The organism is Nocardia seriolae NBRC 15557, assembly GCF_007990715.1.
GTDB lineage: Bacteria > Actinomycetota > Actinomycetes > Mycobacteriales > Mycobacteriaceae > Nocardia > Nocardia seriolae.
The window spans coordinates 51,821-73,251 of record NZ_BJWY01000008.1; the positions used below are offsets into that span (position 1 = coordinate 51,821).

General features: G+C 70.0%; 19 protein-coding genes. 9 read left to right on the top strand and 10 right to left on the bottom strand.

Going from position 1 to position 21,431, the window contains the following annotated elements:
- Positions 1–130: 130 nt before the first annotated feature.
- Positions 131–2,140: a Stk1 family PASTA domain-containing Ser/Thr kinase gene (locus NS2_RS04265; protein WP_033085816.1), complete on the bottom strand. Its 2,010-nt coding sequence runs from the start codon at positions 2,138–2,140 to the stop codon at positions 131–133.
- Positions 2,141–2,247: 107 nt separating this feature from the next.
- Here NS2_RS04265 and NS2_RS04270 point away from each other — a divergent pair, with 107 nt between their 5' ends.
- Positions 2,248–2,616 carry an Rv2175c family DNA-binding protein gene (locus NS2_RS04270; protein ID WP_033085868.1) on the top strand — a complete coding sequence of 123 codons (369 nt, stop codon included), beginning with the start codon at positions 2,248–2,250 and terminating at the stop codon, positions 2,614–2,616.
- A 22-nt stretch (positions 2,617–2,638) separates the two neighbouring features.
- On the opposite strand, the gene NS2_RS04275 is transcribed toward NS2_RS04270, so the two are convergent.
- From NS2_RS04275 to NS2_RS04290, 4 genes are all read right to left on the bottom strand, one after another.
- A complete protein-coding gene (locus tag NS2_RS04275) occupies positions 2,639–3,559 on the bottom strand; it encodes a phytoene/squalene synthase family protein (RefSeq protein WP_033085867.1) in 921 nt (306 codons plus the stop codon).
- Positions 3,560–3,567: 8 nt separating this feature from the next.
- On the bottom strand, positions 3,568–5,214 hold the full coding sequence (locus NS2_RS04280; protein WP_045436675.1) for an alpha-(1->6)-mannopyranosyltransferase A: 1,647 nt from the start codon (positions 5,212–5,214) through the stop codon (positions 3,568–3,570).
- A gap of 66 nt (positions 5,215–5,280) precedes the next feature.
- Positions 5,281–6,894 carry a phytoene desaturase family protein gene (gene crtI / locus NS2_RS04285; RefSeq protein ID WP_033085815.1) on the bottom strand — a complete coding sequence of 538 codons (1,614 nt, stop codon included), beginning with the start codon at positions 6,892–6,894 and terminating at the stop codon, positions 5,281–5,283.
- A 116-nt stretch (positions 6,895–7,010) separates the two neighbouring features.
- Positions 7,011–8,189: a polyprenyl synthetase family protein gene (locus NS2_RS04290; RefSeq protein ID WP_370737283.1), complete on the bottom strand. Its 1,179-nt coding sequence runs from the start codon at positions 8,187–8,189 to the stop codon at positions 7,011–7,013.
- 259 nt (positions 8,190–8,448) lie between these two features.
- Between NS2_RS04290 and NS2_RS04295 the strand changes: the two genes are divergently transcribed.
- Together NS2_RS04295 and NS2_RS04300 are read left to right on the top strand one after the other, a co-directional pair.
- Positions 8,449–9,447: a methylenetetrahydrofolate reductase gene (locus NS2_RS04295; protein ID WP_071811994.1), complete on the top strand. Its 999-nt coding sequence runs from the start codon at positions 8,449–8,451 to the stop codon at positions 9,445–9,447.
- Between the two features lie 113 nt (positions 9,448–9,560).
- Positions 9,561–10,367 (top strand): hypothetical protein, encoded by an 807-nt coding sequence (locus NS2_RS04300; protein ID WP_033085813.1) that lies wholly within the window; start codon positions 9,561–9,563, stop codon positions 10,365–10,367.
- A 47-nt stretch (positions 10,368–10,414) separates the two neighbouring features.
- Here the strand turns inward: NS2_RS04300 and NS2_RS04305 are convergent, their stop codons facing one another.
- From NS2_RS04305 to NS2_RS04325, 5 genes are read right to left on the bottom strand one after another with little or no spacing between them, the layout of a single operon-like run.
- Complete coding sequence (locus tag NS2_RS04305; protein ID WP_033085812.1) at positions 10,415–11,581, bottom strand: glycosyltransferase family 2 protein; 1,167 nt, start codon at positions 11,579–11,581, stop codon at positions 10,415–10,417.
- The gene (locus NS2_RS04310) at positions 11,578–12,312 is read right to left on the bottom strand and encodes an LppM family (lipo)protein (protein ID WP_045436703.1); all 735 of its coding nucleotides are present in this window, start codon (positions 12,310–12,312) and stop codon (positions 11,578–11,580) included. Before NS2_RS04310 ends, NS2_RS04305 begins: the two co-directional genes overlap by 4 nt.
- 21 nt (positions 12,313–12,333) lie before the next feature.
- Complete coding sequence (locus NS2_RS04315) at positions 12,334–13,152, bottom strand: carotenoid biosynthesis protein (protein ID WP_081985647.1); 819 nt, start codon at positions 13,150–13,152, stop codon at positions 12,334–12,336.
- Between the two features lie 52 nt (positions 13,153–13,204).
- Positions 13,205–14,818, bottom strand: coding sequence for a phytoene desaturase family protein (locus tag NS2_RS04320; protein ID WP_172416791.1), 1,614 nt, complete (start codon positions 14,816–14,818; stop codon positions 13,205–13,207).
- Positions 14,815–15,444, bottom strand: a complete 630-nt coding sequence (locus NS2_RS04325; protein ID WP_033085811.1) for a GNAT family N-acetyltransferase — start codon at positions 15,442–15,444, stop codon at positions 14,815–14,817. Before NS2_RS04325 ends, NS2_RS04320 begins: the two co-directional genes overlap by 4 nt.
- Before the next feature lie 191 nt (positions 15,445–15,635).
- On the opposite strand from NS2_RS04325, the gene NS2_RS04330 reads away from it, so the two are divergent.
- The 6 genes from NS2_RS04330 (at position 15,636) to NS2_RS04355 (ending at position 21,387) form a co-directional block, all read left to right on the top strand.
- The gene (locus tag NS2_RS04330; RefSeq protein WP_033085810.1) at positions 15,636–16,076 is read left to right on the top strand and encodes an SAV_6107 family HEPN domain-containing protein; all 441 of its coding nucleotides are present in this window, start codon (positions 15,636–15,638) and stop codon (positions 16,074–16,076) included.
- A gap of 125 nt (positions 16,077–16,201) precedes the next feature.
- Positions 16,202–16,627, top strand: a complete 426-nt coding sequence (locus tag NS2_RS04335; protein ID WP_033085809.1) for an SCO2097 family morphological protein — start codon at positions 16,202–16,204, stop codon at positions 16,625–16,627.
- Positions 16,628–17,084: 457 nt separating this feature from the next.
- Positions 17,085–17,516, top strand: a complete 432-nt coding sequence (mraZ, locus tag NS2_RS04340; RefSeq protein ID WP_033085808.1) for a division/cell wall cluster transcriptional repressor MraZ — start codon at positions 17,085–17,087, stop codon at positions 17,514–17,516.
- A 202-nt stretch (positions 17,517–17,718) separates the two neighbouring features.
- Entirely contained in the window at positions 17,719–18,699 is a 981-nt protein-coding gene (gene rsmH, locus NS2_RS04345; protein WP_033085807.1) for a 16S rRNA (cytosine(1402)-N(4))-methyltransferase RsmH, read from the top strand.
- 70 nt (positions 18,700–18,769) lie between these two features.
- The gene (ftsL, locus tag NS2_RS04350) at positions 18,770–19,453 is read left to right on the top strand and encodes a cell division protein FtsL (protein WP_063876855.1); all 684 of its coding nucleotides are present in this window, start codon (positions 18,770–18,772) and stop codon (positions 19,451–19,453) included.
- A 173-nt stretch (positions 19,454–19,626) separates the two neighbouring features.
- Positions 19,627–21,387, top strand: coding sequence for a peptidoglycan D,D-transpeptidase FtsI family protein (locus NS2_RS04355; protein ID WP_033085806.1), 1,761 nt, complete (start codon positions 19,627–19,629; stop codon positions 21,385–21,387).
- Positions 21,388–21,431 lie beyond the last annotated feature (44 nt).

Consider the following 21,431-nt stretch of genomic DNA (forward strand, 5'->3'; position numbering starts at 1 on the left):
CTGGACGTACCCGATGAGTTACCCCGGTCGGCGCGAAATCAGTTGTCGCCCTTGGCGACGAAGCGGCGAAAATGGAGAGCCCGGACCGCGATCGCGGTCCGGGCTCTGGTTTTCCGAGGCGCTATGAGTGCTAGGGGATCGCTACCAGGGTGATCGTCGAGCCGGGTTCGACCGCGTCGCCGGGGGCGGTGCTCTGGGAGATGACGATCGAGGAGTCGTTGCTGGCCAACTGGCGGACGGTGACCGAGAGGCCCAGGGCCTGGAGTTTGCTGCGGGCGGTGGAGACGTTGGCCCCGAGCAGGTTCGGCATCTCGATGGCGCTGTTCACGATCAGCACCACGCCGGTACCGGATTCGGTGCTGGTGCCCGCGGCGGGATCGGTGCCGATCACCTGCCCGGATTTGATCTTGGTGTCGAACTGGTCCCGGGTGGAGCTGACGGTCAGCCCGGCCTTCTGCAATGCGGTCTTGGCCTCGTCCTCGGTCTTGCCCCGCACATCGGGCACCTTGACCGGCTGGGATCCCTTGCTGCGGTAGACCTTCACCTGGGCATTGGCCGGGAGCACGGTGCCGGGGGCCGGATCCACCTTGGCGAGCGTGCCTTTGGCGGCCGTACTGCCGACCTCGCCCGCATCCACCGGCGTGAGCCCCGCGTCCCTGATGGCCTTGTTCACCGACTGGATGTCCTGTCCGGCCTGCACGTTCGGCACCTTCGGTTTCCCGCTGGACACCAGCACCGCCACCAGCGAGCCCTTGGTGACCCGGGTCCCGGCCGGCGGATCGGTCCCGACCACATTGCCGACCGGCACGGTATCGGAGGCCTTGTCGCGGGTCTCGGTCCGGAACCCCGCGTCCTTCAGAGCGGTGACCGCCTTGTCGGTGTTCATGCCCGCGATGGAGGGCACCGCCGAATATCTGCCGACTCCGAGCCACCAGCCGCCGATCCCGAGCAGCACCGCCAGCGCGAGCACGATGCTCAACCAGATGATGACCTTGCGCCGCGATTTACCCCGGTCCTCGATCAGATCCGATTGATAGCCATGGTTGTTCGGCGGTCCGGGCGGCTGCTGCGCGTAGTCGGGCCGGTACTCCGGCGGTATCTCGCGCGCCGCGGTCATGACTCTGGTGTGCTGGGTCTGCGGCTGCACCTGCATGGTCGGCGGATCCGCGGGCAGGCGGGTGGTCAGATCCGCCGCGCCCGGTATGGGCCGCGAGGGCGGGGACACCGGCATGTGCGGTGCGGGCGTCGGCCCGACCCGGTACTTGGCGCTGAGGTGTTCCGCCGATTCGGCGGGCGCGGGCACCCGGTACTCGGGCAGCTGCAATTCCCGTGCGATGCGCCGCAGTTCGCCCGCCATCTCGGTGGCATTGGCGAAGCGGTGCATGGGTTCGCGGGCGGTGGCGTGCGCGACCAGCTCGTCGATCTCGGGCGGGATGCCGGTAATGAACCGGCTCGGCGCGGGCACATCCTTCTCGACCCGCTGCAACGCGATGGACAGCGAGTTGTCGCCGGTGAACGGCGTTCGCCCGGTGAGCATTTCGAAGATCAGCACACCCGCGGAGTACACGTCGCTGCGGGCGTCGGCGGTGCCGCTGGTGACCTGTTCGGGGGAGAGGTAGGCGGCGGTGCCGAGAATCACGCTGTCGGAGGTGATCTTGGCCTCGGCGACCGCGCGCACCAGCCCGAAGTCGGCGATCTTCACCTCGCCCGAATCGGAGATGAGCACGTTCTCGGGCTTGATGTCGCGGTGCACCAGACCGGCCTGGTGCGCCACGCCGATGGCGGCCAGCACCGGCTCGGCCACGGCGCGCACCGCGTGCGGCGGCATGGGCCCGCGCTCGCGCAGCAGTTCGCGCAGGGTGCCGCCCTCGACCAATTCCATGATGAGGAAGGGATGATCGCCGTCCACGCCCTGGTCGTACACCGCGACCAGCGACGGATGTTTGAGCTTGGCCACCGCCCGCGCCTCGAGTTCGAAGCGGGTGAGGAATTGCGGATCGGATGCGAACTTCGGATCCATCACCTTGATGGCGACCGGTCGATCCAATCTGGTGTCCACCCCCCGGAACACCATGGACATTCCGCCACGCGCGATCGGCGCGTCGATGCGGTAGCGCCCTTCCAGCATCTGGCCGATCAACTGCAACCCTTCCGATTTTCTCGAAGCCGCCCGGCGCGGCTCACCCGATGGTAGTCGCGTCGGGGTGTGATGCGACGGTGGCGACGCGACAGACTACCGTGGTCCGGGTGAGTGCCTTTCCTTGCAGCGAAGACGTCCTGCCGGATTCGGTGACCCTGATCCCGCTGCCCGACGTGGCCGAGCAGCTGGGCATGGTGGTTACGCGGGTGCATCAGATGCTGCGCGACCATCAGATAATCGCGGTTCGCCGCGACGGTGTTGCCGGTATCCCGAAGGAGTTCTTCGATTCCACCGGCGCGGTCGCCAAGCATGTGACCGGTCTGATCACGGTCATGCGTGACGGCAAATACACCGACGAGGAAATCCTCGAGTGGATCTACACCGAGGACGAATCCCTTCCCGGCCGCCCCATCGACGCCATCCACGGGCCGCTGGCCCGCGAGGTGATCCGTCGCGCCGCGGCGGATCCGTTCTGAAATAGGTCGACCGGTGTCGCGGTCAGTTCCGCAGTGGACTGGCCGCGACGAATTCCCGTGCCGCTACACGTAACCGACGGTGTTGCGGCACGACCGCGCGGCGGGTGAAAACCGCGTAATCGGCGCGTTCGATCTCGTCGAGAATGCCGTGGTAGAGGGTGGCGGCAGTGCGAATGGCGGGGCGCACCCGGGGCGTCAGCAGATCGATGCCGGGGATCGCCCGGCGGTAGATGCCGCGATTGATCGCGATCAGATGCGTCAAGGCCCGTCGCACCCGCGGGTCGGTGCGGCCGGATTCCCGGCAGTGGAACAGCAGTTCGGCGTCAACACCGAACGCGGCCAGTTCGTCAGCGGGCAGGTACACGCGCCCGCGATCCAGGTCCTCGCCGATGTCGCGCAGGAAGTTGGTGAGCTGGAACGCCTCTCCCAGCGCGGCCGCCGCCGGTTCGGCATCGGCGATCGGGACCACGGTGCCCAGCACCGGCAGCAGTTGCAGTCCGATGGCGGCCGCGGAGCCGCGCATATAGGCGCGCAGCTCGGCCATGGTGGGGTAGCGGTCGCGGTACTGCGGCCCGCCCGGGATGTCCATCCGCATGGAGTCGAGGAACACCCAGAAGTGTTCGGCGGCAATCGAATACCGGCGGATGGTGTCCGACACCGCCAGCAGCACCCGCTCCTGCCGGTCGCCGGAGCCCTCGATGGGTGCGTCGACCAGCCGGGCCCGCAGTTCGTGCTCGATCAGATCCAGCCGGGCCGCGGACTCCGCCCCGCGGCTGGGCGCGTCGCCGGCGTCCACGATGTCGTCGACCAGGCGCGCGAACGCGTACAGCGCGTGCACGGCCGGTCTTCGCTCGGGTTCGAGCAGGCGGGTGGCCAGGAAATAGGTGCGCCCGTGGGCGGCGGCGATCCGGCGGCAGTCGCGGTAGGCGCGATCCAGTGGCACGGCGGGTTTCACGCCGGGCCGGGCACGGGCGTGCCGAGCTGTTCGGTGCGCGGATGGGCCGCACGCAGTTTCAGCGGATCCACCTTGTACAGCGACAGCGCCGCCGCCACCGCGGCGAAGATCGCCAGCGCGCCGTGCACATAGCTGGTGACGGGCGCGCCGTCCGGCTGGAAGATCAGCATCAGCCAGGTGCCCAGACCGACCAGCACCTGAAGGGTCCGGGTCGACAGCGCGAACCCGGCGGCCAGTGCCAGTGGCCACGAGTAGTACCAGGGCAGCGCGGCGGGCGAGAGGATCACGATGGCAACGAACGCGACGAGAATGCCGAGCACGGCCTCCCTCTCGCTGTTCTTGAACCGCCACCAGGCCCACACCAGGATGGCCACCATCGCGATCATGCACAGCAGTCGCGTCCACGGCAGCACCGCTTCCAGCGTCAGCGGCGACACCCAGGTCACCATGTGCGCCATGATGGTCGGCAGCGAGAGCCAGTTGATGATCTTCTTGGAGCCCGAGAGCGCGGTGAGCCAGCCGATCTGGTGATCACGCAGCCCGGTCGCCCAGGTGGCCACCGCGAACACCGCCGCGAACACGGCCACGCCGAGGGCGCCGATCTTGGCGAAGGTCCGCACCGGATGCGGCAGCTCGCCCTCCTGCTGCGACGCTCGTCGCTCGCGTTCGTGAATCATCCAGATCCACACCAGGAATGGCAGCGCCACGCCCGCGGTCGCCTTGACCGCCACGCCGACCGCCACCACCACGATGCCCGCCGCGTGATGGTGTTCGAGCACCAGCGCGATGCCCGCGGCCATCAGCCCCACCATGAGCATCTCGTTGTGCACGCCGCCGATCAGGTGGATGAGCACCAGCGGGTTGAGCACCGCCAGCCACAGCGCGGTGGTCGGCTTGCCGCCCAGATGTTTGGTCAGATGCGGGACCGCCCACACCATGAGCGCCAGTCCGGGCAGCATGACCAGCCGCAGCGCGATCGTCCCGGCCACCACATTGTCACCGGTCACCGAGATGATGGCGCGCCCGATGAGCAGGAAGATGGGCCCGTAGGGCGCGGTGGTGTAGAGCCAGACCGGGCTCACATTGTCCAGGACCGCCGGGACGTTCGTCTTCAGCTCCGAGGGCCCGAACACGTACGGGTTGATGTCGTAGTGCAGCATCGCGCCCTGCGCCAGATAGGAGTAGGCGTCGCGGCTGAACATGGGCACGGCGAACAACAGCGGGAAGATCCAGACGCCCACGATGGCGCGCAGCTCGTTGAGGGTGACCGTGGCCCCGGGCTGCCGCCCGATCACGATGCGCCCCAACCGGACCCACGCGGTGATCATGGCGATCACGCCGATCCACACGAACACCGACGACAGCACCAGCCCGTGCCCGAACCGCAGCCACGACAGGTGCATGGCCTCGAGTAGCGGGTCGTTGCGCCGGACGCTGCCCGCGCCGAAACCGCCGAAGGTGATCAGCAGCGCGCCGAAGAATCCGAGCGTGGCCGAATGCCCGGCGGGGCCGCGGACGAAATCGGCGACGTCGCGCCGCCAGTGGTGCGCGCAGGCATGACCGACATGGTCGCCGGACCGCGCGGCGGTGGAGCTCTGTGCGGCGTCCGGGGCGAGGACGGCGTCCGTATCGGGGGTCGGCATCGGCGGTCGTTCCCCCCGGAAAGGTCGGCGGCATGCGGCCGCGTGTGGTCTCAGGACGCGGTCAGTCTAGTGCGTGTGCGCCGGGTCCACCGCCCCGGTGTCAAGTGTCCGGCGCCCGGCATGTCGCATATCGCCGGTTATCCGCGCGGCCGCCAGTTTCCCGGACAACAGCACGGTCGGCACGCCGACGCCGGGCACGGTCCCCGAGCCTGCGAGAACGACATTCGCGCGGCCCCGCACCAGGTTTCGGGTGCGGAAGGGGCCGGTCTGGCGGAACAGGTGCGCGGCCGAGAACGGGGTGCCCGCGAGCATGCCCTTCGACTTCCAGGTGCGCGGGGTGTCCACGTGGTCGATCCGGAAGTGCTCCGAAATGCCCTGGTAGCCGCGCTCTTCCAGGGTTTGCAGGAGTTCGCGCAGGTAGAAGGGGGTGAGCTGGTCCCAGCCGAACGGTGCGGCAGCCAGGTTCGGGCACGGGGCCAGCAGCGAGAGTGGCTCGTAGCGGACGGTGTCGCGAAGATGCCCGGCCGCGTCGATGTGCTGTTCGGCACGATCGATGTAGAGCGAGGGATCGGTGAGCGCGGGCCGGGTGAGCAGCAGTGACGGATCGCTCATGAGGCGGCCGCGGCCGGGCCGGGCGGCGATCTCGCTGAAGGTGCGGTCCCAGTCCCGGCCGAAATCGATGGTGTGGTGGGCGTGCACCGGCCACGCCCGGGTCACCTCGGCCGGAATCGTGCCGTGCGCCACCACCGCCGACGGCGAGGCGCGCAGTCCGCGCCGATGCCGCAGGCCGAAGCGCGGCAGCGAGCCGATATCGGCGGTCACCACGACGGCGTCGCAGTCGAACACGCGGCCGTCGGCGGTTCGCACGGCGGTGGCGCGCTTGCCCGCGTAGTCGATGCCGATCACGTCGGCGTCGAGTTCGAGTGATCCGCCCGCGGCCGTGAGCGCGCGGCCCAGGGCCGCGGCGATCGCGCGCATGCCGCCCTCGGGGTAGTAGACGCCCAGGCAGGTATCCATATAGGGAATCGCGCCGTAGACCCCCAGCGCCTGGTTCGGAGCCATGCCCGCGAACAGGGCCTGGAAGCTGAACAGCCGCGCGAGCTGCGAATCCCGCATGATCGCGCCGACTTTCGGGCCGAGCCGCCCGAAGGCGCCCAGCCGCACCAGCTTCGCCAGCGCCACCCGCTTCTCGGGAATCCGCACCATGTCCAGCGGTGAGTCGAAGTTGGTGTCCATGAACTGCCCGAACTCGGCCTCGTACACCTCCCGCAGCCAGCCGCGTAGTCGCCGATACCGCCGCGCCGCGCCCGGCCCGCGCACCCGCGCCACCTCGTCGGCCATCCGCTCCGGATCCGAGTAGACCCCGACCACCGGCCCGTCGGCGAACCGCGCCCGGTACGCCGGTGCCATGTCGAGAATTCGCAGCCCTACCGACTCGCGGGTCTGCCCGACCATCCCGAGTGCCTCGTCGATCAGTTCCGGCAGCGTGAGAATCGTTGCCCCGGAATCGATCTCGTAGTCCGGCCCGCTGTACGACCCGACCCGCCCGCCCGGCCGATCGTCCCGCTCCAGCACGGTGACCTGCCGCCCCGCCGCCACCAGATACAGCGCCGCCGTCAGCCCGGACAACCCCGCGCCCACCACGACCACCCGATCACTCGGCCCCGCAACGGTTCTCATGCCACGCCACCCGCTTCCCTCATGCCAGTCCTCGTCATCCCGCTGTGTTCCTCGTCATCCCGGCGTGCTTTCGGCCGAGCGCGCCGGATCGACGGGGTGAGCTTCCGCCCGGACGCTCAGTAGGAGCGCGCGGTGGCCGCCAAGGCCATGGCGCGCAGTTGCCGCTTCGCCTCCGGGGTCGCGGTGCTCGCGTCCAGGGCGGTGAGCGCCTGGTCGGTGAGTGCGGCGATGCGCTTCTCCACCGCGTCCACCGCGCCGAGTTCGGTGATGGCCGTGCGCAATTCGGCGACCCGGTCCGGGGTGACGTCGGTGCCGAGGCTGGAGCGGACGAGGTCGGCGACGGCTGGGGCGTCGGCGTCGGCGCGCTGCAGGGCCTCGGCGATGAGGACGGTGCGCTTGCCCTCGCGCAGGTCGTCGCCCGAGGGTTTGCCGGTGACGGCCGGGTCGCCGAAGACGCCGAGCAGGTCGTCGCGCAGCTGGAAGGCGATGCCGATATCGGTGCCGAATTCCCGGTAGGCGGCGACGAGTTCGGGGGAGGCGTCGGCCAGGGCCGCGCCCAGGTGCAGCGGGCGCTCGATGGTGTAGGCCGCGGTCTTGTAGCGGTTGATGCGCAGCGCCGCCTCGACGGTCTCGTCCCCGGCGGACTCGCCGTAGATGTCGAGCAGCTGCCCGCCCAGCACCTCGGTGCGCATGGCCGCCCACACCGGGGCGAAGCGGGCGGCGGCGTCGGCGGGCAGCCCGGCGTCGCGGGTCATATCGTCGGCCCAGGCCAGGGCCAGATCCCCGATCAGTACGGCGACGCTCTCCCCGTAGTGGGCCGCGTCACCGCGCCAGCGCCGATCCCGGTGCCGCTGTTCGTAATCCACGTGCACGGTCGGGAAGCCGCGCCGGGTGCGCGAGGAATCGATGATGTCGTCGTGAATCAGCGCACACGCCTGCACCAGCTCCAGCGCCGAGCAGGCGGTGAGCACCGCGTCGGCGTCCGCGTCCTCGGCGCTGCGCCCCGCGCCCAGCCAGCCGGTCCACGCGAACGAGGGCCGGGTGCGTTTGCCGCCCCGGATCACGAAGTCCTGCAGCGCCCGCGCCGCGTCCACGAACACCGGCCCGAGCGGTTCCACGATCGGTCCGCGCGTCACGAAGAAGGCGTTGAGACGTTCCTCCACGGCGGCGACGAGCGATCCCGCGCCGACCGCGTGGCGGGTCGGGGTACCAGGTCCGGCGGACAGGGGAGCCTCCTCGGTGAGTGCCGTACTGCGGCGATGGCAGCGCCCCGCTGGTCGGCTTCCCCCGGGCAACCGACCCCATCGCGAACCGCACAAGCCCGCGCGCGGGATTCGCCCCCGACAATACCCAGCTCCCACCCACCCCCGGGAATCGGTCGCATCCCTGCCCCGGTCCGGCGTGACCGGTCCCGCGGCAGTCCCCCTCCGCGCCGCCCCGCGCGAATGTCTGCCGGCGAACGGTGGGGAGCAGGTTGAGGTGAATCGGGTCCCACCTGCTGGGATAGGCGCGGGGTGGGGTTCGGGAGCCGGTCGCGACCCGTAAAATGTCGGCGTGAGTTTCGACAATGTACGGGGATATTCGACCCCTGGCCGAGTTTCCCGCACACCGCGAGTGTCCGGAACTCGTTCGGTGGTCCAGCAGTTGGGCCCGCGTCCCGACGGGTCGATTCCGTTCTCGGTCGAGTTCAATCCGCCGCGCGACGCCGCCGGTGAGGCGCGGCTGTGGCGGGCCGCGCGCGAATTCGAGCGGCTGCATCCGGCATTCGTGTCGATGACCTACGGCGCGGGCGGGTCCACCCGCGATCGCACCATCCGGATCACCGGGCAGCTGGCGCGCGAGACCACGCTGCTGACGGTCGCGCACCTGACCGCGGTCGATCACTCGGTGGCCGAGTTGCGTTCGATCGTCGGCGCGTACGCCGACTCGGGCATCCGGAATCTGCTGGTGCTGCGCGGGGATCCGCCGGGCGATGTGCTGGGGGAGTGGGTCAAACATCCCGAGGGCGTCGAGTACGCCGAGGATCTGGTCCGCATGGTGCGCGAGCTGGGCGACTTCCATGTAGGAGTGGCCTCGTTCCCGCAGGGGCATCCGCGCTCGGCCAACCTCGAGGACGACACCAACTTCCTGGTCGCGAAACTGCGTGCGGGCGCGGAGTATTCGATCACCCAGATGTTCTTCGACCCCGAGCACTACCTGCGGCTGCGCGATCGCGCCATCGCCTGCGACCCGGTCGAAGGCGCCAAGCCGATCATTCCCGAGCTCATGCCGATCACCTCGCTGCGCACCGTGGAGCGCGCGGTGGAGCTGTGCGGGCGGCCGCTGCCGCCGAAGGTGATGGAGCGCCTGCACAAGGCCGCCGGTGACGGTCCGGAGGAGAATCGCGCCGCGGTCCGCGAGGTCGGCATCGAGATCGCCACCGAGATCGCCGAACGCCTCATCGCCGAGGGTGCGCCCTGCCTGCATTTCATCACCCTGAATTTCGCCAAGGCCACCGGCGAAGTGCTGGCGAACCTGGGCTACTCGATGTCGCCCGCACCCGCCACGGTCTGAAAAGGTCCGGCCCCAGCCTGAACAAGTGACCGGCATACCGAATGAAATGTCCGGTTTGCACTGGTCAGCGGAGTAGCGTTCCCCTCGACTCGTGACCTCGAGGGGAGCCACCCATGTCCTTGTTCCACCACCTCGTCCGTGTCGCAGGCGCCGTCGGCGTCTGCGCGGTACTCGCCGCCGCCGGTCCGGCAACCCTGGCGGGCCCGGCATCCGCGGCTCCCGCCGATCCGGTGCGCAACGGCTCCGGCGATCCGGTGCGGATCGCCCCGGCCGCCCCCGCGACCAAGGACGCCGCGGCGGCCCTGGCGGCGATCACGACCCTGGGCAATGCCTTCGCCGGATCCGATACCGCCGCCCCGTCCGACTGGCTCTCCGCCTACGGTCAGACGGTCAACGGCCTACAGGCACTGGGCATTCAGCCGTTCCTCTACCCGACCGCCGCCCCGTTCTGTCTCGGCGGCACCACCCTCGGCCTGGCTCCGGCGGTGGCGGGCACCGTCCCCGGCCCGTGGCCCCGCTACGCGATTTCCATTCCCGGCCTGGACCTTTCGGCGGTGAAGGCGGGGCAGACCATGTTCGCGTTCGTCCCCTACGGCATCAACCCCGACGGCGCGGACACCTCCGGCATGCAGGTCGCGTGGTTCAACCTCACCACCGGTCGCGGTGGCCTGGTTCCCATGGGCCCCCTCAGCCAGGTGCTCAATGCCATGATCCCGCCCCAGGTCCCGAACGAGTTGCGCCCCATGGTCGAACAGGCCGTCCGCGACTACTTCACCGCCGCCCTTCCATCCGGCGGCGTGCGCGCGGTCCCGGTCAACACCGGCTCCGGCACCGTCCTGGCCGCCATGTTCGGCACGGTCCGCAATGGGGCGACCACCTGCCTGTTCCTGCCCACCGTGGGAATGACTCCGGTTCCGTAACCGGGTTCGCCGAGATCAGTGCGCCTCGAGGCCGATACGCTCCAGGGTCAGTGTGTTCCGACACCCGGGCCGGTGGCCCCGACGGGTCGGCCCTTCCAGCGCAAGCGGTTCCGGCCCCGCACCCGGTGTGAGCGGATCGACAGCGCCAGGTAGGCGGCGACGGAGAGTGGATGCGCCAGGGCCGCACCGACATCCGCGCCGTCGATGGGTCCGCCGTTCTCGGTCGAGCGGGCCAGCAGGCGGGCGGTGACCCCCGCGCCGTAGCCGAGCAGCCCGGCTCCCCGCAGTCGCCCGCGCCCGAACAGTGCGGCCAGCGGCGGAGCCCAGAAGGCCAGGGCTGCAATGGATCCGACCGCGAGGCTCCCGGCCGGCCCGCCGTAGGCCGACCACAACCAGCGGGTGTAACCCTCGGTGAGCTCGGTCGCGTCGCGGTACATGCGGGTCCGCGCCATGGGCCCGGCCGCGACCAGGGTGGTGCGCCGCCCGCTGCGTCGCAGTTCGCGGGCGATGGCCAGGTCTTCGGTCACGCGGTCCGCGACGGGTTCGTGGCCGCTGATCGCGCGATAGGCGGCGGCGTCGAAGACCAGGAACTGGCCGCAGGCCACGGCCATGGACGGGAGGCGGGTCCGATTCGCCAGTGCCACCGGCAGCGTCGAGGCCCATGACCAGCCGAGCAGCGGTTGCACCAGGCGTTCGGCCGGGGAGGCGGCGAGTTGCCGGGGCCACGGGCAGACCAGTGCCGCACGCGCCGAACGCAATTCGCGCACGGCCGCGGCCAGCGCGTCCGGGGACAGCCGGATATCGGCGTCGAGGAAGATCAGCACGTCCTCGCCGGAGGCCAGCTCGGCCAGTCGCGCGCAGGCGGCGGTCTTGCCGGTCCAGCCCGGCGGCGGCTCGATATCGTTGCGGGACAGGAAGAATCGCTCGTCCCCGCCGATGGCGGCCTGCGCGGCCGCGGAGGTGCCGTCGGTGGAGCCGTCGTCGAGGATGATGACGCCCAGGTCGGCGATGCCGCGCTGGGCGCGCAGATCGGCGATCAGGGCGGGCAGGCGGTCGGCCTCGTCGCGGGCCGGGATCAGCACGGTGACCGGCTCGGTGATCTCGTGCTCGGCGGGCCGCAGTCGCCGCAGGCTCAATCTGTTCGCGAGGGCGATGGCCGCGCCGCCGGCGGCGACGGCGCTACCGGCCGTCACCACCTTGGCGGCCAGGCTCATCGCAGCCGGGTGCGATCGGGGCGCAGCCAGCGGGCGGCCCGCACGTAGGCCGGCGGATCGGGATTCCGGGTCATGTACGCCAGCACCGCGACGACCGCGGCCACCGCCAGGGTGATGCCGCCGACAATGCCCGCCCACCCGGCGAAGGAGCGCGTATTCGGGTCCGCGTAGCCGACTTCCGCGCGCAGCGTGGTGACATCACCCGCGGGCAGCTTCCAGGTCACCACGGAGTCGCCCTCGCGGGTGCCGTTGGTGGTGGCGACGCGGGCCGGGAAGGCGACGGTCAGCTGCACGTCGGAGCCCTGGGGCGGCAGCGATTTCAGATCCACCCGGCCGGTCAGGGTGACCAGGTCGCCGGTGCGGCTGAAGACCAGGTTGAACATGCCCGAGGTTTGGTCCGACATCGAGCCCAGCTGCTGCACCTCGCCGAAGGTGAGGTCGTCGAAATACACCTGGCTGCCGACGTATCCGTCCTGGGCGTACGAGTCCACCCGGACCTTGCTCTGCAACCCGTCGGGCGCCTTGAGCTGCGGCCCCTTGTCCTTGTCGTTCTGCGGGACGGCCGCGGCGACAATGCGGCCCGACACCCGGTCATTGGAGGACACGCCCATCGACACCTGCACCCGCAGGCATCCGGTCAGCCCCGCGAGCAGGACCACCGCCAGCATCCGCACCCGGCGGCGCGGCCGCCGCACCGGGGTTGACTCGGGCGTTTCCTCTGGTGTCGACATGATCGGACTCGGCTGCACGGCTCACATCGTGCCATGCGCCCGGGGCCGCAGGGTGATTCGACGGGCACCGAGCTCACGAACCAGCGGAAACCCCAGTACCCCGAGCCCGAGAAACCCGTACCCGGCCGATACCGGCAGTCCCAGAAACGCCGCGTGCGCCAGCGCCGACCCCAGCCACGTCCACCCGAACACGGCCACCGGAACAGCCCGCCCCGCCCCGGTATCGGGTGCGGTCCGGTCCCACACCTCCAGCAGTACCGCCATCGCCACCGCCACCCCGAACCAGCCGACATAGTTGGTGACCGGAATCCGCTCCAGCCCGGGCAATCCCGCAACCGTCGAGCGCCAGCTCCACTGCCCGTCCGCGACCATCTGCGGATCCAGGAACAAATCCCATCCGACCGCCCCCGCCGCCGTCAGCACCACCCGCCCCGCCACCGGCGAAATCCGTCCCCGCACACCGCGACTCACCATCCCGGCCACCATCCACACCGGATACAACCCACCCGTCCACGCCAGCGCCACCACCAGCGGCACCCCCATCACCTCGGGTCCGAGCCGCCCACTCGCGTACTCATAGCAACCGAACGGAAACCCGGTCGCAGTCCCGAGCACCTCGGCCCCCAGCCCGATCCCCGAAACGATCACCAGCAACCCCGCCGCCCACCGCACACCCCGAGTCACCGCCGCGTGCACCAAAGCGGCCCCCGCCGAAAGCAATACGACCACCACGGTCACCCGATCCCGCCCCACCCCGTGCGCCAGCGGATAGGTGATCTGCACCAGCACCAGCAGGATCGCGGGCACCGCGGAAACCACCGTCGCCCGCTCCGCGGCCATCACCCGCACCGGTGCGGGCTCGATTCGCCGTCCATTCCGGGATGGCGTGTGGTCATCGCCGCCACGTGAGCAGGCGGCGGGGGCGCAGGTCGTGCTCGACCAGCCGGGCCGCGCTGCGGCCGCTCGCGCCGGACACGCCGCCGCCCGGATGCGTCGAGGCGCCGGTGAGATAGAGCCCCGGCGCTCCCGGAACTCGCTGGCCCGAGAGTTCGGGGAGCGGGCGCCACATGAACATCTGGTCGATGGACATCTCGACGTGCATGACATTGCCGCCGAGCAGGCCCATTTCGCGTTCCAGGTCGGCGGGGGTCTGGACCTGGCGGTCGCGCACGGTGGCGGCGAAACCCGGTGCGTGGGCGTCGAGTTCGGCGATGATGCGGTCGGCCTCGCGGTCGGCGTGGTCGGACCACTCGGTGCCGTCGGCCAGGTTGTAGGGGTGCCACTGGGACCACAGGGTCAGCTGGTGTTCGCCCGGGGCAGCGATGGTCGGGTCCAGGGCGCTGAAGCTCATGGCCAGCACCACCGGGCGGGGCGGGAGGTCGCCCGCCAGGGCCGCACCGTGGGCACGGCGCAGCTTGCGGCGGTCGGTCACGAGAAGTTGCAGGCCGTGGGCGGATTCGGCGGTGGTCGCGCCCGGGTAGCGGGGGAGGGCGGTGGTGGCCGCGCGGACCACCATGCCGATGCCGGGGCCGACGCGGATGCGGCGGCGCCAGTCGGCGAGCACGGCGGCGTCGAATCCGCCCCGCTCCAACAGGTCCAGGGTGGTGAGGATGTGGCAGCCCGCGATCACGCTGTCCGCGTGGACGTTCCGCCCGCTCGCGGTGCGCACTTCCCAGCGCTCCCCGTCCCGGGCGACGGAAACCACCGCGTCCCCGGCGCTCACGGTGCCGCCGTCGGATTCCAGCCGCGCCACCAGCGCCGCGCTCAACGCCCCGCTGCCGCCGACCGCCCGCCCGGGCGGCAGCGTGTGCATGAGCGCCGCGAACCCGACCATGGGCGCGGACCCGGGTTCGGACATGGGCGGCCCGGACTGCGCGCCGAACCAGGCCAGCGCCGCCTTCAGCCGCTCACTGTCGAAGAGGCTGTCCAGCAGCGCGTCCCCGGTCTGCATCATCTCCCGTGAGAGCGCCCCGCCGCTGGCGCGCCCGGTCGCCCCGGCGGCCTCGCGGGGATCCATGCCCCAGAACGATTTCAGCAGGTGCCCGCCGGTCGGCGTCCCGGAGAAGGCCCGCATCACCCGGGCACTGCGCGGACCCCACACGCTCGCGAACCGCCGATACGCTTCGGCGTCGCGCTCCCCGCAGGCCGCGGCGATGGACGCGCAGGTCCGGTCCAGGTCGCGATGGAAAACGAGGGGCGGCAGGTCACTGCCGGGCGGCGCGGGCGCGAAGGCCCAGGGATCACAGTCGATATAGCGGAGCCCGAACCGCTCCAGCTCCAGTTCCTCGATGATCCCGGTGTGCCGGATCATGATGTGCGCGGACGATCCCCGATCCACCTGGTGCCCGGGAAATCGCTCGACGGTGGAGACGGCTCCGCCCAGTACCGTGTCGCGCTCGAGCACCTCGACCCGATGCCCGGCCCGCGCCAGATAGCAGGCCGCGACCAGCGCATTGTGCCCGGATCCGACAATGGCGACGGTCCGGGACTCGAAACTCCCGCTCACTGTGCCTTTTCCGGCCAGAGCGGCAGCCGCCGCCCGAGTACCGCGAACCGGCGGGTGTCGCCGGAGAAGATGAAGTGCCGCACCACATCCCCGAACCCCTGCCGCCGATACAGCCGCCAGGCCCGGTTCGCCTCCCGATCCACCTCGGGCGTGGACAGCAGCACGGTGCGCTCGGGCCGGTTCTGTAATAGCCGGGTGAGCAGGATCTCCCCGAGCCCGCGCCCCTGCGCGGCCGGGTGCACGTGCAGCTCGGTGAGCTCGAAATAGTCCGAAAGCAGTTCCCGCGCCGCGGGTTCGGGCCACCCGGTGCGCCGCATTCCGCTGTACACCTGCTGATGCCACCACTGGTGCGGCGCGCCGTGATACCCGTAGGCGATGGCCACGATGGGCGCGGTGCGCAGGTCCAGCCGCCCGTCGTCGTCGGGCAGCACCGCGGCCACGGCCTGCCAGCCGGGCCGGGTGGTGTGCTCGGTCCACATGGGCGCGCGCTGGTGCTCGGTGCCGCGCGGATAGTCCATGGCCGCGACGTAGACCGCGAGGGCATCGTGCAGCCGGTGCCGCAGGGTCGCGGCCGACATGTCGACCACGACGGGCGCGGGTGTCGGTTTGGGGGTGACTGCGGTCATCGGCTGGACGCAACTCTCCGTTGGCGCGGACAGATGGATTCGACAGTAGCGCCACGGCGGACGCCGCAACTTGTCGGTGGGTCTCTCTATATTCAAACTCACGAGAAACCTTCGAATACCTGTTCGATCTTCACGCCGGCCAGATGCCCTTATAGAAGACGAATCGGTGGACGAGTGGGGAGGTACCCGAAATGAGCGGGAAAACGGAACGACCGGGCCATCCCGGCCGCGCCGGCGACCTACTGCGCAAGGCGGATGGTCTGTTGCTCGAGGCCCAGGGGGAGCGAGACCCGGCCGAGCGCTTCCGCATCGCCTACCTGGCCGCCCTGCGCGGGGCGGGTGCGGTGCTGGCTCTGACCGGAGCAGACCGCGCGCCCCGCGCGCGTTCTCGCAATGCCTGGGTCCTGATGCAGCGCGCGGCACCGGAATTCGTGATGTGGGCGGACTATTTCACCGGCCAATCCGAGACCCGCGCGGCCCTGGAAGCGGGGTTGCCGAGGCCGGTCGATGATCGCCGCGCCGACGAGTTCGCTTCGCGGGTAGGCGCATTCCTGCATGACGTGGGCGATCTGCTGGCCGCCGCGGCTCGCTTGCGCCCCAGTTCAGGGTGGGTAACCGGAATGCTGGCGTGAGTATCGGCGAGTAGGTGGTCGCACTCTGATCGAACTCGTATTATTGGTGGCAGACAGCCGCCAAGGTCGGCTATCCGTCGTCTACCCGGAGGCGACAGCCACCACCTAGTGCCGGGGGAGGTACCGTGCCACTCTCCGAGCACGAGCAGCGCATGCTCGAACAGATCGAGAGCGCGCTCTATGCTGAGGATCCGAAGTTCGCCTCGACTGTTCGGGGTGGACGGTTACGTTCTGCCACCGGTCGACGCAGACTTCAGGCGGCCGCCCTGTTCGTCCTCGGTCTGTTCCTATTGGTGGCGGGTATCGCCGCACCGTTCAAGCCCGGCGGGTTCCCGATCATCAGTCTGGTCGGCTTCATCGTCATGTTCGCGGCCGGCGTCCTGTTGCTGATCGGTGGCCCCCGCATGAGCGGTTCGGCGAGCCGCGTCAGCGACGCGCACCCCAGCGCGGGCGGCGCTCCCGGCGCCAACCGCGGTAAGCAGCGCAAGCCGGGTGGGTTCTCCGCCCGGATGGAGGACCGCTTCCGCAAGAGGTTCGAACAAGACAGTTGACGGACTGCCGTGCGGCCGAGAGCTTTCGGCGCGGCCGACCGGCGGACCATGATCGACTAACTGAAACACTTGCGAAACGCCGTGACGCCACACCGATTTCGGGTGTGGCGTCACGGCGTTTCGTGTAGGTGCCGGTTCGGCGTGTCGCGGGTTTCCATGATTCCCCACACCTCCCCACGGGTGCACCCCACCGCGCCCCACGCGCGCCTGTTATGCCCGCTATCTGCGGGTTTGCTGGCGGTTGTCGGGCGCCGTCCGGCGCGCGTCGCGCGTGTCGGGGAACTGCACGAAATCTTCCCCACCTCGGTGATAGCTGGCGTGACCTGCGAAGTTCGCCATGCGGGGACCGAGATCACCGACGCTTTCGATTGAAAGTGGGGGAAAGTGGGGTAATGTGGAGCGCGCACTACAGGAGGCCGAACAGTCGAGAGGGTGATCCGGTAGGAGGTGTCGGGGCTTGTTTCTCGGTACCTACACCCCTCGGTTGGACGACAAAGGGCGACTGACGTTGCCTGCGAAGTTCCGGGACGAGCTGGCGGGAGGGTTGATGGTCACGAAGGGACAGGACCACAGCCTTGCCGTGTACCCCAAGGACGAGTTCACCGCGTTAGCGCGGAGAGCCGCGGCCGCATCCCGATCGAACCCGCAGGCCCGAGCATTCGTCCGGGCCTTGGCGGCTTCCAGTGATGAGCAACGTCCGGACGCACAGGGCCGGATCATGCTGTCGGCCGAACACCGCCGCTACGCCAATCTCTCCAAGGATTGCGTGGTGATCGGCTCGGTCGACTTCCTCGAGATATGGGACAAGACGGCGTGGGATTCCTACCTCGCCGAGCACGAGGAGGATTACTCGCAGGCCAGAGACGAGTCGCTGGGCGGGATCTTCTAGCCCGCAGCGAGGCGAGTGCCCTGCGGCCTCTGCCCGACACCGACCCTGACGTACTTCCCCAACGCCAGGTGCGGTGCTTCGGTCAGAGACCACGGGGCATTCGCCCAAATTCGAAGGTCGTTCTCGAAACGAGTACGGCCGTCCGGCGACCCTGTAGGGGCCGTGCGAATGAACGTGAGGCAGGAAATTCCGGGAGGTCCAGGTGCACCGAGGCAATGACGGCCCCCGCCATGTTCCGGTTCTCCTGCATCGCGCCGATGAAATCCTCGGTCCCGCACTGCAATCCGAAGGCGCGGTCTATGTGGACTGCACCCTGGGCCTGGGCGGGCACGCCGAATACTTCTTGCAGACGTATCCGAACATCCGGCTGGTCGGACTCGACCGCGATACCGCGGCGCTGAAGCTGGCCGGGGAGCGACTATCCCCGTTCCAGGACCGGATCACCCTGGTGCACACCAGGTATGACGGCATCGCGCACGCACTCGAACAAGCCGGACTACCCGAGAAGTCCTCGGTCAACGCGATTCTGATGGACCTGGGTGTGTCCTCCATGCAGCTGGACGAGGCCGAGCGCGGCTTCGCCTACTCCATCGACGCGCCCCTGGACATGCGGATGGACTCCAGCACCGGCCCCACCGCCGCCGACGTGCTCAATACCTACAGCCACGGCGAGCTGGCCCGGGTACTGAAAATCTATGGCGAGGAGCGCTTCGCGGGCAAGATCGCCTCCGAGGTGGTGCGCCGCCGCCAGCGCACCCCGTTCACCACCAGCGCGCAGCTGGTGGAACTGCTCTACGACACCATTCCCGCCGCGGCCCGGCGCACCGGCGGGCATCCCGCCAAGCGCACCTTCCAGGCGCTGCGCGTCGAGGTGAACCGTGAGCTGGAATCCCTCGAGGCCGCCCTGCCCGCCGCGCTGGACGCGCTGGCCCCGGGCGGGCGGATCGTGGTGATGAGCTATCAGTCCCTGGAGGACCGGGTGGTGAAGACCGAGCTGGCCAAGCGGTCGGCCTCGCGCACACCGCTGGACCTGCCGGTCGAACTGCCCGGCATGGGACCGGAATTCAAGATCCTGACCCGGGGCGCGGAGAAGGCGACCGAGCAGGAGATCGAGGACAACCCGCGCGCGGTGCCGGTGCGCATGCGGGCGGCGGAACGGATCGCAGGGGAGGACGGCACATGAGCGGGCAAGCCCGGGACCGGGAGCGGGACACCACCGATCGGGCGGGGAGCCGCCGGTTCGGGGCCGCCCTATGACGATTCAGAAGCAGGCGGCGGGCCGGGGGGCTCGCCGGGTGCAGGCCGCCGAACGGGTGAAATCCGGTGCGGCGAAACGAGCTTATGCCCGCCGCCGGAATCGGGCGGGCGGCGCGGCCGAGGTGCCCGGCATGCGGCGCGGGCGGCGCAGCGACGCCATGCCGCGCGGCCGGATGTCGTTCGTGGCCACCATCATCGCCCTGCTGGGCTGCGGCCTGGCCCTCACCCTGCTGCTCACCACCCGCGCCACCGAGGACTCCTACCAGCTCGGCGACCAGCGCCGCGCCAACCAGAAGCTGTCCGACGAGCGCGACGCCCTGCAACGCGAGGTCGCCGCCGCCGACTCGGCCCCCGAATTGGCCCAGCGCGCAGCCGAACTCGGCATGATCCCCGCCAAGGACCCGGCCCGCCTCGTCATCGGCCCCGACGGCCAGGTCACCGTGATCGGCAATCCCCAACCGGCCCAGGGCACCCCGGCCCCGCCGCTCAATACCACCCCGCCCGCCGCGGCCCAGCCGCCCAAGCCGGGCCAGCCCCAGGCCGACCGCGTCGTCCCGGTGACCACCACCCCGGCCCCACCCGCCGCGCCGACTACGACGCCGCCCACCAGCGCGAATCCCGCTCCGGCAGTTCAGGCTCCGCAGAATCCCCAGGTCCAGGCGAACGGAGCGCCCCGGTGAGTCCTGCTCGCGCGGGGCGCGGGCGCGACACCGGGCGGGGGCGCACTGCCGCCGCCCGCAGCCGGAGTGGTTCGGGCCGGGCGAGTGCGGGGCCGGGGCGGCAGTCCAGACCGCGGCCCGCTCCGGGGCTGGACTCGAGTACGCGATTCCGGTTCGGGGTGGGCCGGTTGGCGATGCTGGTGGCGCTCACCGTGGCGGCCGTCCAATTGCTGTGGGTGCAGAGTGTTTCCGCGCCGAAGCTGTCGGCGGAGGCGGCCAGTCAGCGGACGGTGAAGGTGGCCGATCCGGCGACGCGCGGGGCGATCACCGATCGATACGGGAAGTCGCTGGCGTTCACCATCGCGGCCAAGCAGCTGAGCTTTCAGCCGGTGCGGGTGCGCAAGGATCTGGCCGACGCCTACGAGAAGAATCCGAAGACCGCGCCGAATCCGGATGATCGGCTGGCTGCCATCGCCAAGTACATGCACGAGAAGCTCGGCAATGCCGCGCCGGAGAAGGACATCCTGGCCCAGCTGAAGAGCGACGAGCCGTTCGTCTACCTGGTGCGCAATGTGGATCCGCGGATCGCCGCCGACATCACCCTGAAGTTCCCCGAGATCGGGCAGGAACGCCAGGACATGCGCCAATATCCCGGAGGATCGCTGGCCGCCAATGTGATCGGCGCGACCGGCTGGGACGGGCACGGCCAGATCGGCCTGGAATCCTCGATGGACGCGCAGCTGGCCGGCACCGACGGCTCGCTCACCTACGACCGCGGCTCCGACGGCGCGGTCATTCCCGGCTCGTGGCGTGATCGCCATCCCGCGGTGAACGGCTCCGGCGTGGAGCTGACCCTGGACTCCGACCTCCAGTACTACGTGCAGCAGCAGGTGCAGCAGGCCAAGAACCTCTCGGGCGCGGGCGCGGCCTCGGCGGTGGTGCTGGACGTGCGCACCGGCCAGGTGCTGGCCATGGCCAACGACAACACCTTCAACCCCTCGATGGATCCGGCCACCTGGTCCAGCACCGACCTGGGCAACCCCTCGGTGCAGCAGGTGTTCGAGCCGGGCTCGGTGAACAAGATCGTCACCGCGGCCGCGGCCATCGAGTACGGCGTCACCAATCCCGATGAGGTGCTCGATGTTCCGGGCGCCATCAGTATGGGCGGCGTCACCGTGCACGACGCCTGGGTGCACGGCAATGCGCCCTACACCACCACCGGCGTCTTCGGTAAGTCGTCGAACGTGGGCACACTCATGCTGGCCCAGCGGGTCGGCGAGGACCGCTGGTACGACATGGTCAAGCGGTTCGGCATCGGCCAGCGCACCGGCGTCGGCCTGCCCGGCGAGAGCGCGGGCGTGCTGCCCGCCCGCGACCAGTGGTCCGGCTCCACCTTCGCCAACCTGCCCATCGGCCAGGGCCTTTCGATGACGACCCTGCAGATGACCGCCATGTACCAGGCCATCGCCAATGACGGCGTGCGGATTCCGCCGCGCATCGTGAAGGCCAGGATCGCGCCCGACGGCACCCGCACCGAGGAGGAGTCGCCGGACCCCGTCAAGGTGGTGAGCCCGCAGACCGCGCGCACCCTGCGGCAGATGTTCGAGGCCGTGGTGCAGAAGGACCCGAACGGCGGCAACCAGTTCGGCACCGGCATTCCGGCCGCCATCGACGGCTACCAGATCGCCGGTAAGACCGGCACCGCCCAGCAGGTCGATCCCAAGTGCCACTGCTACTCCAGCGACCGCTATTGGATCACCTTCGCGGGCATGGCCCCCGCCGACAATCCGCGTTACGTGATCGGCATGATGCTGGACGCGCCGGTACGCAGCTCCGACGGCAGCGGCGGCGGGTCGACCGCGCCGCTGTTCCACAGCATTGCCTCGTGGCTGCTGCAGCGGGACCGGATCCCGCCGTCGCCGCCCGCCAAACAGCTGGTTTTGCAGGCGAGTTAGAGCAAGGAACGAATGGTCGTGATCCACACCGCCGTCGGCGCGTG